The 17926-nt window shown below is 41.0% G+C and carries 13 protein-coding genes; 4 read left to right on the plus strand and 9 right to left on the minus strand.

Going from position 1 to position 17926, the window contains the following annotated elements; all coding sequences use genetic code 11:
* Positions 1-83 precede the first annotated feature (83 nt).
* The 3 genes from KA713_10080 to KA713_10090 form a co-directional block, all read right to left on the minus strand.
* A complete protein-coding gene (locus tag KA713_10080; protein UXE68895.1) occupies positions 84-1445 on the minus strand; it encodes a Fic family protein in 1362 nt (453 codons plus the stop codon).
* A gap of 229 nt (positions 1446-1674) precedes the next feature.
* Complete coding sequence (locus KA713_10085) at positions 1675-2349, minus strand: DUF4304 domain-containing protein (GenBank protein UXE68896.1); 675 nt, start codon at positions 2347-2349, stop codon at positions 1675-1677.
* A gap of 1109 nt (positions 2350-3458) precedes the next feature.
* Positions 3459-4205: a hypothetical protein gene (locus tag KA713_10090; protein UXE68897.1), complete on the minus strand. Its 747-nt coding sequence runs from the start codon at positions 4203-4205 to the stop codon at positions 3459-3461.
* 151 nt (positions 4206-4356) lie between these two features.
* Between KA713_10090 and KA713_10095 the strand changes: the two genes are divergently transcribed.
* Genes KA713_10095 through KA713_10105 form a run of 3 tightly spaced genes read left to right on the plus strand, consistent with a single transcriptional unit; the run spans position 4357 to position 8585 of the window.
* Positions 4357-4689: a PadR family transcriptional regulator gene (locus KA713_10095; protein UXE68898.1), complete on the plus strand. Its 333-nt coding sequence runs from the start codon at positions 4357-4359 to the stop codon at positions 4687-4689.
* The gene (locus KA713_10100) at positions 4650-7274 is read left to right on the plus strand and encodes an ABC transporter permease (protein UXE68899.1); all 2625 of its coding nucleotides are present in this window, start codon (positions 4650-4652) and stop codon (positions 7272-7274) included. The genes KA713_10095 and KA713_10100 overlap by 40 nt, the downstream gene beginning before the upstream one ends.
* Positions 7275-7298: 24 nt before the next feature.
* Positions 7299-8585 (plus strand): carboxypeptidase-like regulatory domain-containing protein, encoded by a 1287-nt coding sequence (locus KA713_10105; GenBank protein UXE68900.1) that lies wholly within the window; start codon positions 7299-7301, stop codon positions 8583-8585.
* Between the two features lie 468 nt (positions 8586-9053).
* Here the strand turns inward: KA713_10105 and KA713_10110 are convergent, their stop codons facing one another.
* The 3 genes from KA713_10110 to KA713_10120 form a co-directional block, all read right to left on the minus strand.
* On the minus strand, positions 9054-9518 hold the full coding sequence (locus KA713_10110; GenBank protein ID UXE68901.1) for a hypothetical protein: 465 nt from the start codon (positions 9516-9518) through the stop codon (positions 9054-9056).
* A gap of 165 nt (positions 9519-9683) precedes the next feature.
* A complete protein-coding gene (locus KA713_10115; GenBank protein UXE68902.1) occupies positions 9684-10253 on the minus strand; it encodes a hypothetical protein in 570 nt (189 codons plus the stop codon).
* Between the two features lie 968 nt (positions 10254-11221).
* Complete coding sequence (locus KA713_10120; protein UXE68903.1) at positions 11222-11656, minus strand: hypothetical protein; 435 nt, start codon at positions 11654-11656, stop codon at positions 11222-11224.
* Between the two features lie 1355 nt (positions 11657-13011).
* On the opposite strand from KA713_10120, the gene KA713_10125 reads away from it, so the two are divergent.
* On the plus strand, positions 13012-13371 hold the full coding sequence (locus KA713_10125) for a hypothetical protein (protein ID UXE68904.1): 360 nt from the start codon (positions 13012-13014) through the stop codon (positions 13369-13371).
* Between the two features lie 1267 nt (positions 13372-14638).
* On the opposite strand, the gene KA713_10130 is transcribed toward KA713_10125, so the two are convergent.
* The 3 genes from KA713_10130 to KA713_10140 all read right to left on the minus strand — a co-directional run bounded on the left by KA713_10130 (position 14639) and on the right by KA713_10140 (position 17270).
* Positions 14639-15439, minus strand: coding sequence for an alpha/beta fold hydrolase (locus tag KA713_10130; protein UXE68905.1), 801 nt, complete (start codon positions 15437-15439; stop codon positions 14639-14641).
* Positions 15440-15649: 210 nt separating this feature from the next.
* Complete coding sequence (locus tag KA713_10135; GenBank protein UXE68906.1) at positions 15650-16252, minus strand: hypothetical protein; 603 nt, start codon at positions 16250-16252, stop codon at positions 15650-15652.
* Positions 16253-16406: 154 nt separating this feature from the next.
* Complete coding sequence (locus tag KA713_10140) at positions 16407-17270, minus strand: GIY-YIG nuclease family protein (GenBank protein UXE68907.1); 864 nt, start codon at positions 17268-17270, stop codon at positions 16407-16409.
* Positions 17271-17926: the final 656 nt, after the last annotated feature.

Below are 17926 nucleotides of genomic sequence, written 5' to 3' on the forward strand. Positions count from 1 at the left end.
TAAAACTTTAAACCAACCCGTCACGGCACCATTGCAGAAACATTTTGTTGGGCGTTCGTGCTTTTTAGCACAATCTTAATCAGTTACTTTAGTCCAAGCATATGCTCAAAAATCTCGTTAAAGAATTCACGAACCGTGTCACTAAGTTTTGGATTAACAATCTCTCCTTCATAGGTGGCTGTCTGTTGATACCTTACAACAATTTCGTTGTTATCATTTATATAAAACGATCTTAATTTTATTTTCTTTGACCAAGCAAACTTATGGATATAAACAAAATCCTTACTGTCGGCATCATAATAATTCAATGTCATAGGGATTACATTAGGAGTCCTGTCAAAAAGTCCAGAATGTCGGTATAGCCTAAACATGAATGTTGCAATTATTTTGTCGTCATCAAGATTATGAAACCGAATGGAGAAAACGTTAGTCCCCGCTGCAACCCCAGTCTCCTCAAGTTGCTGATATTTCTCAAATGTTATTGATGGATACTCATAATAAGTCAGGTTATAACTTTCCAAGTTGTCATTAAGGACTGAAACAGCTTGTTTGAATTCGAGCTTAATCTGGTTAATTCTATTATACCAAATCTCAAATTCTCCTTTTGCTTTTATCAAGCGAGATTGAAAGTCCTTTTGTCCAATTTTCTTAGCCCATTCTGTCAGTCGAAGTGATTCGTCTCTTACACGTATGTATTCAGCAAATAACTCATTGCAATTTGAAGCCACAACGTCAATTATCGGCTCATAATTACCACCGTCAGCATCTGAAAGCGACTTATAATATTCTGGTCTTTCAGTTCTTTTTATGTTACAAATTGGGTAACCTTTTTTAAGAAGTAGGAGATTGAGTATTATTCTTGCTGTTCTGCCGTTTCCGTCAGCGAAAGGGTGAATTTTGACAAACTCGTGATGAGCTATTGCGCTTACGATTATTGGATTTGTCTCCTTATTCTCTCTAACCCATTCAATCAATTCCATCATTTTGATTGGAACTTCAAATGGTTCTGGTGGTCTATGGTCTGAACCAGTAATAATTACACCAATATTTCTGTATTCTCCAGGTCTTAGAGACTCATCACTTCCTACAATCAATTTGTGAATTTGTCTAACATAACTCTCTGTCAGCTCTACATTTGCTTGCGCTAACTCGTAAAGAAAATCAAATGCTATTCCTAAATTTTTTACCTCTATGCTGTCTTGAATTGGCTTGTCAGAAATATCAATACCTTCTTTTAGAACAATAGCCGTCTCCTGCAATGTGAGTCTATTCCCTTCAATGCCAGCGCTATGGAAAATATGGTGAGTTCGGAAATGCTCTCTTAGTTTTTCAAGTGCCACTTTGTCAAGAGGTCCACTATTGCGAAATTCTTGAACGTCCGTGTCCAGATTTTTGATTTTCTGTAAAAGGTCTGGCGAGATTAATTCTTTGTCTATTTGTATCATTCACTATGCTTATTATTCAGGACACAATTTACTCAATTTATCTGTTCTTTCGTTAGCCGGAATTTTCAATAAAAGCATGACGCCCAACGTTTGTGTTTGCGCAGTGGTGCGGTCTCGAAGCCGCGTCCTGTCCCAGACACCAAACGTGGAACGAAGATATAAACTTTGGGCTACACCTCACCGCACCATTGCGCAAACATTTTGTTGGCGGTTCGTGCTTTCTTCACGATTATTTTAATTGAATTCCAAGTCCCTTTGACAATTCAAATACATACTCTTTGTGTCCCTTGTGGTTGATGCTGTCATAGTAATCCTGAATTAGTTGTCTGCCTTTTTCTTTGTCGGTCTGCAATACAATAAGGGCCACATCAAGTTTGGCTCTTGGTGCATGAGTCTCGTCAGTCCCCCAAATTTTGCAAATCTTTTCTCGTGTGTCAAAAGTGTCAAGCCAATTCAGTCCTTTATTATTTAGTCCTTCTATAATTTCACTTGCACTCTCTTTAGTATTCAATGAGATTGTCCACCAAAAATCCTTACCCATTGTCAAGTGGGGAAGTCGTTGTCTGATTTGGCAATTGTATTCGTGGTAAAAGTCAGTCGGTTTATTATGGATGTCCAGTTCGTAAAGTTCTTTAACTAATACTCCAAGGTTAATGGTAAACTTTCCGTAGTAATTCTCCCTAAATCCTGGGATTACATACTTGTCACCGAATTCGTATCTACCACTCTGCAAGTTTATCACTTGATAGATACCATTTTCAGTTTGTCGGTTGAACGTTCGTCCCTTCTTTTTAAAACCTAATGGTTTTAGGAATGAAAAAATATCCGCTTGAATCAAGTCCAAGTTTTTTTTCATTTCTTCCTTGTCCAAGATTTCGGGTTTCTTCTCAGTCCGTCTGTTCATTATTAAATCAAAAAGTCCCAAGTTAATTGAAGTCTAATTTGTCCGGAAAGCATGACCGCCAACGGCTAAGTTTGTGACGGCTGCGGTCTTCGGAGCGCGTCCCTGTCGCACGTGGCAGAGCTAAATTAAGAAAAACAAACCGAATAACCGCAACGACCCCGCAGCTGGCATAAACTTTTTGTTATGCGAACAGCCCCAGAAACTTTTCAGGGGCCGAAAAACCGTCCAACGTGCCGGGTGCGCCTACGTCCCTGTCCCGGAGCGGTGAAGCGTGGCGCGGTGAAGAAATTGTCGACCGCGTCACCGTCCCCACGCAATGCTGAACCAATTTGAAAAGCTGCAAAACAAATAAGCAAAGGCGCGGGATGAATTTCATTTTGCGGTTTCAAAATCCTGCGCGTTCGCGGGGCTTGCGCATAACGTTTGTGTATGAAACGTGGCTGGGTTTTCGAAGTGCTGTCCTGTCCCACGTGACCAAACATAATTGGAAAACTAAACTACAAATTTACACTGAATCCCAGCCATGTTTTATACACTTTGTTAGCAACAGTGCCCTTCTTTCTCTCTGGTTGTAAGTCAGTCTGTACGTTGTCGTTAAGGTGTCATGGAATAGAATTGATTGTCTGGGTACATGATTGTCCGTGGTGTGTTTGATTCTCTTTTGTCCACTGGTCACTCTATATATAGTGTACTTGCGCGGGGGGGCAACCTTGGAGAATGTTTCGGTTTACTCTTACTACTCTGTCAAATATTGGTGCGGTGGGGCGGCACTCTTGGCAAAGCTTTGGTCTTGCGGGAGGGATTGTATGGGCTTTGGCAAGTGTGCTCCCTGGGCGGGCTACATTTTCGGGTTAGATGTTTGTCCGGTTGGGAGTTTTAAGTTTTTCCCCGTGGGATATACTTTGATGGATGCTTACTTTAACTTTCTGGATGCTCTAAATTGTTTGGCGGGCGTTAGTTCTAACTTAATGGATGCTCAAATCTATTTGGCGGGTGCGAGTTTTAACTTTATGGAAGCTCTAAATTATTTGACGGATGCTCTATTTTAAAAGATGGGCAGGAGAATTTAAAATTGACCTGCCCACTTTGCAAATCAGGTTGTCTGTTCTTTAATCTCCCTTCGGTCTATTGAATTTAAGTCCGCTTACTTGTTTGTATTGCGGACTCGTTGCTCCAAACAGGGATTTCACATATTGTTTTACGTCCTGTGCTGTGTCCACCATGCCCACTGTTTCAGCATAGAGGGCTTTGTCTCTTGCAATTCGGGCGTTACTTAGTGCGGTGGTGGCTGTTATTACGGCTGTGTTTTTCGCTCTCAGGTCTGTCAGCATTGTATTAAGAGTAGCCACTTTCAATTCATTTTCATTTGGGATGTATTTTGGCTCAGCAGTCAGAGTTGCTATAAGTTGGGCGAAGTGATCTATCAACTTGTCATAACTTTGCTGGGAGGTGGAAGCGGTTTTTACAGGTTCAGCTCCGGCTGCCAACGCTGCTGCTGTCGGTTTTTCTACTGCCTTTGTGCGTCTGCCCTGAATTTTCATGTTTGTTGACTTTACATCGTCCACTGTTTGCTTTGTGGCTTCCGTTGCTGCTAACGCATTGATGATTTTAGTTGCCAATGGCTTAAGAGGTTTGAAGGCAAGCTCTCTTGCATTGGTAGAGTTGTCATAAACAGTCTTTGCCGTTTTTACCGTCTGTAATGCGGTATTTGCTCCGGCAAGTTGGATGGTTAGTGCAGGGAGTTTTAGTGCTGCTTTTGAAGGATTGTACGTTACGCCATAGCCTGTGCAAAAGCTAATAAGGTCTTCGAAGGTTGTCACGTTCTTTGCGTGGCCAGTTTCATTTGTGGATGCCATAGTCGAATCAGTTAAGGTTTAAGAGTTATTGATAGAAATAAACGGTTGTTGTTATTGTATGTATTGTATTTCTTATTTATTTGCTTAACAAATATAATATGAAGATTGACAATCGCGTTATTAGTTAAGGATTTAGTAAACAAATAAGATTATGAAAGGGACAAACCTTGGTGAATTTGAGGAGTTGGTACTGCTTACTGTTGGTATTTTAAATGAAGAGGCTTATAGCATAGCCATTTCCAATGAAATAAGTAAGATAACAAGACGCAATGCGAGCTTTGCTGTGGTACACTCGGCATTAAACAGATTGGAAGAAAAAGGATATGTTGATTCTAAGCTTGGAGGTGCAACCAAAGAAAGGGGTGGAAGAAGCAAACGGCTATTCACGATTTCTTCTGCCGGAAAAAAGGCGTTGCTAAGAACAAAGGAACAACGTGATGAATTATGGAGCATGATTCCAAAATTAATTTTCAAAAATATATGATACCAGATAGACCTGCTCCCCCCAAATGGGCAGAGCGTTTTTTGGAGTGGTATTGTGATCCAAGGTTACTGGAAGATTTGCAAGGCGACCTGCATGAAAGGTTTATGTTAAGAACTAAATCAATGAGTGCGTTACGTGCTAAGCTTCTTTATATACGGGATGTGTTTGTGTTTCTTAAGCCATATACATTTAGAAGAAAAAATCAAGTCTCTTCTTTTCTCTTTATGTTTAGGAATTACTCCTACTCTTCTTCACGAAATTTGATGAGAAGTAAGCTCCATACAGGCTTAATTGTTTTTGGTCTTACGATTAGTATTTCAGGCTTCATTCTGATTTCAATGTATGTGAGCGATGAATTGAAATATGATAGGCACTATGATAAAGCTGAACGTATATTTCAAATCACAACCGAACTACAATCGGAAACTTCAAATAGTCATGTAGTTTGGACAGATGCCTATTTAGGTCATCGGTTAAAAGAACTTTATCCAGAAGTTGAAGAGGTAGTAGAATTATTAAAACTACAGGGAAAAATAACTGTTCAATATAAAGACAAAATATTTTCGGAAGATTTACTCTACCGCGCAGAAAGAACCTATTTTCGGATTTTCTCTCATTCATGGATTGCGGGTGATCCTTCTACTGCTCTCACTAACCCTAAGTCCATTGTTATTACCCAAAAAATAGCGAAAAAGTATTTCGGTGAAGAACTTCCTTTGAACAAAGTCTTAACAGTAAGTCATGAGAATTTTATAGTTACCGGAATCATCAGAGATCTGCCAGGACATACTGATCTAAAATTCGATGCCCTCTTATCTACCGATAACGAGTATTTAGCAGAGACAAATTTTTGGTGTCTCACTTTTATTCTATTCAGAGATGTTAAGGATGCTAATGGATTTGGACAAAAGTTAAGTGAAGTTGCTAAGAAGTACATGGAGCCAGAAGCGGCTAAAATGGGAGGAAATGTGGCATATCAAATGGAATCCCTTCCAAGCGTTCATTTCGGCAAAAAGAAATTATTTGACACACCAAAAAGCAGTAAGAGTAACATATATGTATTTTCAATTATTGCTCTTTTCATCCTGTTAATTGCCTGTATAAACTATGCTAATCTTTCTATTGTACAAGTAGCAAAGCGAAGAACTGAAGCAGGTGTCAGAAAGATTATGGGAGCTTTACCATCTCAGTTAATGAAGCAATATCTTTTTGAATCATTTATTTTGAGCGCATTAAGTTTTATTCTTGCCTTAGGTCTTACCGCATTTTTAATGCGTTTTATGAATCAACTTACAGAAAAAGAACTTTCATTACAGGAATTGTTCACAACTTCTTCACTCGTAATAATTCTTTTTGCTATTTTAATAATTGCTTTTCTTGCTGGAAGCTACCCAGCTATACTATTATCATCCACTAATCCATTACATGCCTTCAAGGGGCATTTAAGAATAGTAAGTAAGAGTCGTATCAGAAACCTACTGATCGTTTTTCAGTTTACTGCCTCTATCACGTTAATGATCTCATCAAAAATTGTTTTTGATCAATTCAGTATCCTGACAGATACTGACCCCGGATTTAATAAAGAACAAGTACTAGTGGTAGATGTGCCAAAAGATACATTCCTAATCAAGTCTTTGCCATTAATCCAAAAAGAATTCTCAGAATTAGCTTTTGTCAGTGGGGCGGCTCTTGCTGGATATAATTCTATTCCTACAAGTGATATGAACGTAGATACCTATGATGTTGAGTATAAGGGCGAGTATGTCGCTAAAGCTTTCAATGACATTTCAGTGGATGCCAATTATATTAAACTGCTAAAAATTGAATTAAAAGATGGTCGTGAACTAAATCAATCAGAAGTGGAGACTGGTAACACCTCAATACTTGTGAATGAATCTTTGGTAAAGATGATGGAATGGGAGAATCCGCTTGAACAGATCATATATGAAAATTCAAACGCGTTTGAAATAGTCGGTGTGGTCAAGGACTTTCATTTTAATTCTCTTCATAAATCAATTGAGCCTATTATTATTCATGGTAATAATAATTCTCCGGAAAAGTTGATGCTTAAAGTTGATCGAGTTGACTTTGAAAAGGTGGTAGCTATGGAAAGGGTATGGAATAAATATATGGACAAGACTCCATTTAATTTTGAATTTCTTGATTCCTATTTTAATCAACAATACAAAAGTGAAATGACCATGCGAAACTTGTTGTGGTATTTTTCAGGATTTACGATTGTAATTGCTTGCCTTGGATTATTTGGTTTAGTTGCCATATCAACATCTATAAGAATAAAAGAATTTGCCATCAGAAAAGTTTTAGGTGCAGGATTCTTAAACATTGTATTTCCGATCGTGAAGGAGTTTTTACTTCTCGTATCTATAGGTGCATTCTTGGCAGTGCCACTTGCATGGTGGTTCATGAGTGAGTGGTTAAGTAATTTCTCTTATAAGACACCTTTAGGTATTTCTGTTTTTGTTTTACCTATTCTATTGACACTAGTTGTTGCGTTATTGGCTATGATGTACCATACAATTATGGCCACAAGAATAAATCCTATTGATAGTATTAAGCATGAATAAATAAAAGTTATCTAAACCGAAAATATGTTAAAAAAAATCAGAATTACGATACCATCGCTTTACAAGATATTGTCTTTGTTAACTTGTTTTCAATTTCTTTCGATAATTGCAAAAACTCAAGATAGCTACCTAACATTGGTTGGTGAGGTTGCGGATATCCGGACTAAAACTCCGCTTGGGTATGCGAACATAACAATCTTGGGGAGATCAATTGGAACAACTTCGAATATGAATGGTGGATTTGAATTTCATATACCAACCCAATACTCAAATGATACACTCGCAATTTCATTCATTGGGTACAATACTTATAAAATCTGTTTGGCAGATTTGAAAAGTCAGGCGTTGGTTAGCGTAAGAATGCAACCGTCAATATATCAATTGGAGGAAATTACTATCCACGACAAACCATACACAGTCTATTCTTTATTAGAAGACGTAATGAAAAAATACGACAGTAATTACAATACAAAGCCATATGAAATGGAAGCATTCTACCGCGAGACGAGAAGGGAAAATGAAAAATACGGTTACTTGCTTGAGGCAGCATTTCACATTTATCAAAAGACCTACAAATTGCCGTACCAGAGCTTACTTGAAGAAATAAGAATTAATAGATATGACGAAGCGTTTGACTACAAAACCAATGAAAATTTTCTAAAGTCTCTTTTGATGAATGATTACATAGGAGAACCTAATTCTGGATTCTATAGGCATTTTAAAAAAACGCACAAATACATTATTGAGGACACTACATTTATAGATTATGAGCCAGTCTATGTAGTCAGTTTAGGTAATGTAGTCGATTGGAAAGAAACATGGTACATTAATGCTAAAGACTTTGCCATAATAAAATTTGTGGGTGAAGGCAATTATGGCGCTGATGGAAATCTGGTAATGGGGAAAGTCTCAAAGGACAAAGTCTTGCGGTACCGTTACCTTAAAGTTGTAAACTCATATAGTCTGATCGGTGAAAAATATTATCTCAAATACATGAGTATGAGGCTGGATCATGATGTCTATGATCAACAGAAAAAATCCTCAGAGACTTACAAGATTATTGAAAGGGAGGTTATGGTTAACCGTGTTAATTCAGTGAATATGAAGCCACTTGTTTCTTCTGAAACAATGAAATCCTATAGTCTTGAAGATCAGTTAAAAAAGTATAATGCCGCTTTTTGGGATAATTACAATGTAATGGTAAGAACCCGTCTTCAAGAACAAATTGCAAAAGATCTTGAGAGTAGGGAAACACTTGATGAACAGTTCAAGAAGCAGCAAGAAACTGTAAAAAAGAAAAAGAAGAATTGATCTTTCATTTGTAGTTCATAATTATACTCCAAACCAATTTCGTAGGGGTGGGTGGGGATTTGGCTCTTGGCATTGCTTAGGATGTGGGCGGGATGTGTGGCAATGGCAAGTGCCAAATGTGCGGTGGGCCAGATGAATCTCTCCGGGTTGCCGTGCGGTGGGGATTCGTAGCCGAGTCTTTATCGTTTATTAAGTCCAGTTCTTTAATTCTTTTATTTCTTTTCTCTTGTCCAACGTTGTTTAAAAGAACGCTCACTTGTCCCCGTGGAAAAACTTAAAGGGTTGGATTGTCTGCCGTTACTTTGTTGTCGTGGAGAATTTGTCGGGTTGGTGGAAGGGCATTGTTGCTAACGTTAATATTTGCGATCGGGCGGGAGTTTGAAACTACGTCCTGTCCCCGACACCGAACGGAATAAAGATAACAAAACTTTGAACTACACGTCAACCCCGCCTGGCGCAAATATATTGTTAGGCGCAGTTGAGGATCACCTCATTCTCTCTTACACTTATTAATTTATCGTCCTCGGTGTTCTCAGTCGTCACGAAAACGTCCTTGTCCAACGTTACTGAAATGTCTCGAAGATATTTAAGAACGTTTGAGTGGTCGTCCAAGGATTTCAATTCTCTTGGATCTATGTCGTTTTCAATTTCAGAGTCGATGAAAAAATGACATCTAATATTGACGGCCCCAAGTTTTATTGTTGCAGTGATCCACTCTCTGTCTTTTTGAGTCCAACACTCTTCAACTGTTCCGAAATCAATTTTGTCTTTCGTTAATTCAGTCTTGGCGTCATAGAACTCTACCTTATATTTTTCATTCATTAAATCCGCCCACTTTCTCCAATCATGAATGTCTGTCCCGAAGACATAAATGTCCCGCAAGGAGCCGTCCTCGAAATAGATTTTATTTTTTAGTGTTCTCCAGTCGTCCATTCTAAATTGCGCCTAACGTTTGGCTTGTGGCAGGCGGGCAAATAAAAACCTTCTCCCTGTCCACCGTTATAAAGATAAAAAAAGAACTACACACTTCAATGACGCACAGTCCCGCCCGCTTGCCACAAGCTATTGTTAGCGGTAGTGCGACCTCGTCAGCCGTATCTATCTCTTCGTCCCTGTTTTTCTTTCTCTTAAATATTTACTCATTGTGTTTGTATATCTCCCGTCAAACTTTACAATAGTTATTAAGTTAAACGGTATTTTGGTTGGCTCTTTGTCCAAGTAGCCTTGTGAGTCAAAGTAACGAACATAAACGGAAGTCTTGGTAACTTTTGTTATTGGTCCAACGTCAAATGATTCGTCACTTGGGTCTTCATTCTCAACAATTGGGTTTAAACCTAAAAGCCTGATTGACTTAAAGATGGATGTCCAATTGGTCAAATCAATTTTGTGTTTTTTAACAACCCTATCTGTCAAACCTTCTAGATGCATTATTTTGTCATAATGCTTATCTGTGTTTTTGAATTGAATGTCTGCAATGGTCTTGATGGGGAAAATTGAATATCCGTCTAGTTCAAAGTCGTCACTGTCGTTTAGTAGAATAAAATCTTTTGAAAAACCAACAATATATCCATGACTTTTTTCAAAAACGTCTTTTGAAACTTGTCGTTGAACTTTAAAGTATTTTTTCTTGTCCCTGTGGTATTTTATTTTGTCAATCATCTTTTTCATCGGTCTCATCGAGCATTGCCGCTAACGGCTAAGTTTGTGACGGCTGCGGTCTTCGGAGGGCGTCCCTGTCGCACGTGGCAGAGCTAAATTAAGTAAAACAAACCGAATAACCGCACCGCACCCGCAGCTGGCATAAACTTTTTGTTATGCGAACAGCCCCAGAAACTGTTCAGAGGCCGAAAAACCGTCCAACGTGCCGGGTGCGCCTACGTCCCTGTCCCGGAGCGGTGAAGCGTGGCGCGGTGAAGAAATTGTCGACCGCGTCACCGTCCCCACGCAATGGTGAACCAATTTGAAAAGCTGCAAAACCAATAAGCAAAGGCGCGGGATGAATTTCATTTTGCGGTTTCAAAATCCTGCGCGTTCGCGGGGCTTGCGCATAACGGCTAAGTTTGTGACGGCTGCGGTCTTCGGAGCGCGTCCCTGTCGCACGTGGCAGAGCTAAATTAAGAAAAACAAACCGAATAACCGCACCGCACCCGCAGCTGGCATAAACTTTTTGTTATGCGAACAGCCCCAGAAACTGTTCAGGGGACGAAAAAACGTCCAACGTGGCGGGTGCGCCTGCGTCCCTGTCCCGGAGCGGTGAAGCGTGGCGCGGTGAAGAAATTGTCGACCGCGTCACCGTCCCCACGCAATGCTGAACCAATTTGAAAAGCTGCAAAACCAATAAGCAAAGGCGCGGGATGAATTTTGCTTTGCGGTCTCAAAATCCTGCGCGTTCGCGGGGCTTGCGCATAACGTGAGTATTTGCGTTCGAGCGGGGCTTTCGAAGCCGCGTCCTGTCCCCGACACCGAACGGAATAAAGATACGAAAACGTTGGATTACGCGTCAACCCCGCTTGACGCAAATACATTGTTGCCAGCAGTGGGGTTTCTTCCATTTTAGTAATTCAGTCCATGTTTTTAACGGTCTTTAAGTCCAACGTCTACGAATTTGTAAGAAGTCCAAGGAAACTCTACATTTTTTACTTGAATTTTATAGTCTCAATGGCAGTCAAAAGTAGTCGTTGATTGTCAGCGGATAGATCAATTCCGCTCATTTGAAACTTTGTTTTTTGAGAGTCCAAGCTGTCAAAATAGACGCCTGTTGTCCCGCGCTGAAAATTTATGGGTTTTACAATTTTTGCGTTCTTGTTGTCAATTGTCTTGGTTATTATATCGTGAGTTGAATTGTCAACATTTAAGTTCGATGAATACTGCCCTAAGTCGATACTTACTTTCTCTTGTTCGTTAATCTTAATCTGTCTAACAAAAGAATCGTACCCTTGTACCTTTTCAAGAGTCCAAGTCGCTGGTGTTTTTATAGTAAATCTCTCAACGTCTAGTATTTTTTGCTCCGCCTCGTAATTGCATGAAAGAATAGTCAAACCTGCTATTAAAGCTAGAATCATCTTTTTCATAGATTTCTTTTTTACATTAGACACTGTCGCGAGAGAAAAAGTTGTTAGGTGGTCGCGTCAATTTATCCTGTTGCAAATCTTTATCGTTAATTCGTCTCTGTCGTCTGGCCCCATTGCTGGCAACGTGAGGCTTGCAGAAGGCGGGCAATTAAAAACCTGCGCCTTCTCCCACGTGATAAAATAAATGAAACGCACTGAACTTTCCTAACGCACAGTCCGCCCGCTTTTCTGCAAGCTAGTGTTATGGCCAGTTTGCAACCGAGCTTAGGGTTTTAATGTCAGCCGGGCAAAAGCAAAAATGCCCACTGAGAAGTCGCACATGCAAGTCGTCCAACGAAAGAGTTTGGTCGTCCGCCAGAAAGTGTCGTTAAGAGTTGTCGTGCGCCAACAGGTCGCCCGATTGCAAATGATTCCGAGGCGAGTCGTCCAAGAAGAAAAATGTCCCCAAGGAAAAAAGTTTAAACAAGTGCGGCTTTGATTTTTAAATTTCCCGTCAGTCGCTTGAGGCAAAGTCCTCGGAATATTGATGACTTGTCAACGAGCAGAAGTCAGTCGTCTACTAATTTGTCGTCACCGAAATTCTGGAGGAGCACTCGTCCCGCAAATTGGCCATAACGGCCAAGTTTGTGACGGCTGCGGTTTTCGGAGCGCGTCCCTGTCGCACGTGGCAGAGCTAAATTAAGAAAAACAAACCGAATAACCGCACCGACCCGCAGCTGGCATAAACTTTTTGTTATGCGAACAGCCCCAGAAACTTTTTAGGGGCCGAAAAACCGTCCAACGTGCCGGGTGCGCCTGCGTCCCTGTCCCGGAGCGGTGAAGCGTGGCGTGGTGAAGAAATTGTCGACCGCGTCACCGTCCCCACGCAATGATGAACCAATTTGAAAAGCTGCAAAACAAGTAAGCAAAGGCGCGGGATGAATTTTGTTTTGCAGATTCAAAATCCTGCGCGTTCGCGGGGCTTGCGCATAACGGCTACGTGTGGGCGCAGGTTGATAAAAACATTCACATCCCTCCCACGAAATAAATTAACTAAAGAAATTCAAACTTTCCAACAGCAAACCCCACAACTTGCGCCCACACAATGTTAGGGGCGGTTTCTCGTCTTCCCACGTGCGGGAGGAGCGCACTAGACCGTGGCTTCGTCAGGATGAACGGAGGACGCCAGAAGTCGTGATCGTTGATGAGTTTTTTTTCCTGCGAGGCCTGCGGGCCGCGCGGTCGGCCGTGCGGTGGGTTGCCACCTGCACATTTTCAAGAACGATCTTAATTCCCAAATCGCCCCTAACGTGCAAATGTTTGCGTCAGTGGCTGGATTAAAAGTAAATAATTATCAACCGAAATAAAAACAAACTATGAAAAACAAAACTATGATTACCGATTCACCCAGCCATTGCGCAAACATGGTGTTATGGGTTAGTGCCGCCTTGCACAAAATTAAGCACGGATGGCTTGGCTTTGGTCAGCGCGGTGGAAAGCGCGGCCATGCCATTGGTGCGGATTCGAAGCCTGAAAAACAATGGACAAAAGTTTATGAATTTGTCAGCAAGGATAAGTATGATAAAGAATTTGGGTGGGTTGTCGAATATGGTATAGAAACAGTCGATAATTATTTTTATTTAAAAGGTCGTATTATTCAGATGGAGATTCAAGATTATTTGATTTCAGGTAAGAAATTAGTGTATTATGAGATTCAGGAAAGCACTCCCTTATAAATCCGTTTCTTGCGTCTTCATTTTCAAATTTAGAAGTCCTTATGTAATGTAATATGAATCCAGCAAACTCATTGAGCATTAAATTGTATTTCGGTTCTATCCGCTTCTCAAATACAGTCCCCCATTCTCGGCTAAGTCTTGAGTTGATAATTGATATTTGCTCTCGTCTAATAGCTTCGTTTTCTTGCTTCATTAACTTACGTTCCGTGGCTAGAAACTTTTCTACATTTTCAAGCTGTAATGAACTGATTAAAAGATTAACTGATACTACAATTATTGTCTCCATATTTTGTTTTTTTTATGTGCGTCTGCAAAGGTTGGCTCTTTTGCTTGCTTTGGTTTCGCGTGGCATTGCGCGGCAAGCAAATGTGCCAATGCGCGTCTGGTCTGTCCCGAGCGGTGGCTTGCCTTGAATGTGCGTTGGCATGTGTCCGTCCGCGGGGGCAAGGCAACTCTGCGGGCTGTCAGGCGGTCGAGTAGGCAAGGGGAATTTCACCCCAAGCCTCTCACAGAACCGTACGTGATAGTCTCCCATCATACGGCTCTTCAGTTGATAATCAGTAAGAGAATCGTCCCACTTGCATGGTTGTTCCCGTAACAACATCCTATCAAGCTGCTACCCCCTTCGCTCCACTCCCATTACAGAAGTTTCAACACTACTACGAAGTAGTCCGCCATCATACACAGCATCGGTATTTGGTCTTGTAGATATTTCTCCTACTTGTACCCTTCCCTTCGCATCTATGTATGACTTCCTCTGTTCTATAAATAAGCCTGAATAGAAATCATGCCCCCTCCGTGACGTCTGCCGTGTAGCCAGTATGATTCAGGTCGCCCGCTACACTCCTCCTACTGTACAATGCTCCAATAGTTTTGACAGAAAGTGCGTTTTCTCGACATGTCATCAGGGGTTCATTTACATTCATCTTTTCTATTCTCACCTGATGGCGTCTTTAGCGCCACCTTTTCCCCTTTCCGTTCAATACCTCGCAGTTGCCCGCTTAGCACCGAGGGGTGGTTTGTTAGCGTTGCCTGCACAACTCTAACGATGGGCCTACCATCATCTTACTTACAACATTGAAACTAAGTACGTTCACTTAGTCTCATTCAGAGCACACGCATTACCCATAACGATTCGTGCTTATGTCAGTAGCGGGATTTTGAAACTGCGCCCTGTCCCACAAGCAGAACGAAATTATGAAAACCAAACGAAAAGTCAACGCGTCACCCCGCTATTACATAAGCACTGTGTTGGCGGTTCGTACCATTATACTCCACTCTTGTTCAGAAACTCAATTACCTTGTCCGCATATTCGTCACCGTAGTCGTTCTTTTGGAATACATTCATTCCGTTCAAATGGTCGCCTTTAAATTCAATAATCGTCACGATGTTTTGTTTGGCAAATTCTTTTGCGTCTTCTGTGATTGTAGTTTTGTCGTTGCTTGCACAAAAAATCATTGTCGGGATTTTCTCATCGAGTTTAACAATTGCTTTTGCAAATTGAGGAAGTAAAACAACCTTTCCTTTGTTTACTTTAATCCTGTCTATAACTTTTTGCGGGTCGTGATAAAACCCTTCTCCTATTAAGAAGTCTACTTTTTCCTTCCTCAATAAGCTCACGTATGTCCCCATTGAAAGTGAATATAGTCCGATTTTATCATTCGGGTATTTTTCCCTTGTCGCCTTGATTACGGAATCCAAGTCCAAAGAAAACTCAGGGTAAAAAAGAAAGTCCTTGTTTATTGTAAAGTCTGAACTCTTTCCAAAGCCTCTGTAGTCGAATGCGATAACTCTAAATCCTTTACTTAAAAATGCGTTTGCCTGCCAAATCAAATAACCCATATTTCCCGCATCTGTACCAACCAATATAATCGTCCGGTTGGATTTCAATGAATCGGGTCGTGGATACTCCCAAACGTTAATCGCGTAGTTGTCTGTCGTTTTTAATTGGTATTCAGAATAGCTTATACCCCACCTGTCGGGTGTAAATTTATACTCCCTTTCAGGGTTAATTGCCTTAACCGTTGTCGTCAAACCTAGCAGAATAAATAAAAGTATTCGGTTCATATGTCTTGAGTTAATTGGTACAATCTTTCTTGTCGGGTATGACCGCCAACGTTTGTGCTTCTGCAGTAGCGCGCTTCCGAAGCCGCGTCCTGTCCCCGAAACCAAACGTTGAACGAAGATAACACTTATAGCTTACACGTCACCGCGCTATTGCAGAAGCATTTTGTTGGCAGCTGGGCAACCTGCTCCGAACTTTATAAACGGCAACAATCATTCGTCATTGTCGTCAAGCAAGTCTTTGTATGCTGACCAGTCCAACTCACTTTTATCTTCGTCCACTGTCGAAGTCCTTTCGTTTGCTTGTTTTACCAATTTATTCAATTTACCAATCACTGATTCATTTACCTGTTTAAACTCAGTCAATTCTCGCTTCAACGATTTGATTTCTTGTCTCAATGATTCGTTGTCATCTTGAAAAGGTAGGGTCAATTTTTTTAGTTTCTCCTTTTGCTCTTTACTTTTTGCTTCCAAAACTTTTATTATCTCTGAATACTTGTCGGACTTTTCGTTGGCGATTTTTAGTTTGTACTGAAGTTCGTCTATAAGTCTGTCAGATTCTGATATTCTAATATTTTGGTTATAACGAATGGCTGATTCAAACCCGTACTTTGTCCTTATATATTTGTCCCCGGCTTCATTTACGTAAATGTCTTGTCCAATGTAACGAAGTCCAACGTAATGTGCTATTAAATCATAAACTGTAAGGTCTCTCGTTGTCGGGTCTTCACTTTTCTTTATAATCAAACCGTTTGGGATGCGGTATTCTATTCTCTCATTTGTCCGCGAGTCAATTTCTAATTTGTTGTCCGTCATTTGATAACTTTCTCGTCTTTGGTTGCCTTGCTGCCAACGTAAATATTTGCGATCGGGCGGGAATTTGTAACTGCGTCCTGTCCCCAGCACCGAATGGAATAAAGATAACAAAACTTTGAACTACACGTCAACCCCGCCTGGCGCAAATATATTGTTATGCCACGTTGTTTTTGTCGTTTGTTTCAAAACCCTTAAGTGTTTGTCCGCTTTTCAACTTCCATTCTTCAAGTCCGTTAGCATTACGTCCCATTACAATTGCCGCACCTAATGATGGACTTGTGAAAATATAGTCTTCTGTAAATTCCAAGTCGTCAGTGTTTTGTTTTAGAATTCCTTTATCAATTAGTTGCTGTCTAAGTTTAATAAAGGATTGAGTCATTGATGGAACTGTTGTCGATGAAGCCTTTGAACCCTTAAAAACAACAAAACCGTCTGAGGTAGGTTCACCTTGAGCGTCCGCACCGCGAGCAGCTTTAATCAGAAATGCTTCTTGCTTTTGCTTTAGTTTGATTTCTCGTTTGTCGTCAAATACTTTATGTCCCAGTGTGTTTACAAGCATTTTTATGTTTTCAATATACTCTTCCATTTCTGCTCTATCAGGTTCGGAAATTGCAGATTGTGTCGGAATAATTGAATTGTCAATTGTGTAGCGGTTAGCAAGCTTAGCAATGTCGTGGAGCCGATTTTCGAGATATTTTATATGCGCTTTATTTAAATTCCCGTCTTCGCTTACAAAAACAATTGCCTCATTCCAAAAGTCTTTTTGAGTTAATTGTTGATTAAGTCTTTTTAGGACAGATTCGGCCTCACCAATATAAACTTCGTCTTTTCCTTCATCGTCCTTTCCGAATAAAAGATAAACTCCTGTACTTGTCAAGTCGCTACGGTCAGAGCAGTCTTTGATTTTTATTCTTGGAATCTTATATGCTTTTCCCGTCCAGTTGGAAAGCTCGCAACTCATTCGCCCGTTTGGATCTCCGTCTATGAGGAAAATTTTTATTGTCTTACCGAATTTCATAACATTGGTCTGTCCTACAATGTGGCATAACGACTAAGTTTATGACGGCTGCGGTTTTCTGAGCGTGTCCCTGTCGCACGTGGCCGAGCTAAATTAAGAAAAACAAACCGAATAACCACAACCACCCCGCAGCTGGCATAAACTTTTTGTTATGCGAACAGCCCCAGAAACTTTTCAAGGGCCGAAAAACCGTCCAACGTGCCGGGTGCGCCTACGTCCCTGTCCCGGAGCAGTGAAGCGTGGCGCGGTGAAGAAATTGTCGACCGCGTCACCGTCCCCACGCAATGGTGAACCAATTTGAAAAGCTGCAAAACAAGTAAGCAAAGGCGCGGGATGAATTTTGCTTTGCGGTCTCAAAATCCTGCGCGTTCGCGGGGCTTGCGCATAACGGCTACGTGTGGGCGCAGGTTGATAAAAACATTCACATCCCTCCCACGAAATAAATTAACTAAAGAAATTCAAACTTTCCAACAGCAAACCCCACAACTTGCGCCCACACAATGTTAGGGGCGGTTTCTCGTCTTCCCACGTGCGGGAGGAGCGCACTAGACCGTGGCTTCGTCAGGATGAACGGAGGACGCCAGAAGTCGTGATCGTTGATGAGTTTTTTTTCCTGCGAGGCCTGCGGGCCGCGCGGTCGGCCGTGCGGTGGGTTG

It is taken from the genome of Chryseotalea sp. WA131a (assembly GCA_025370075.1).
Taxonomy (GTDB): Bacteria; Bacteroidota; Bacteroidia; order Cytophagales; family Cyclobacteriaceae; genus ELB16-189.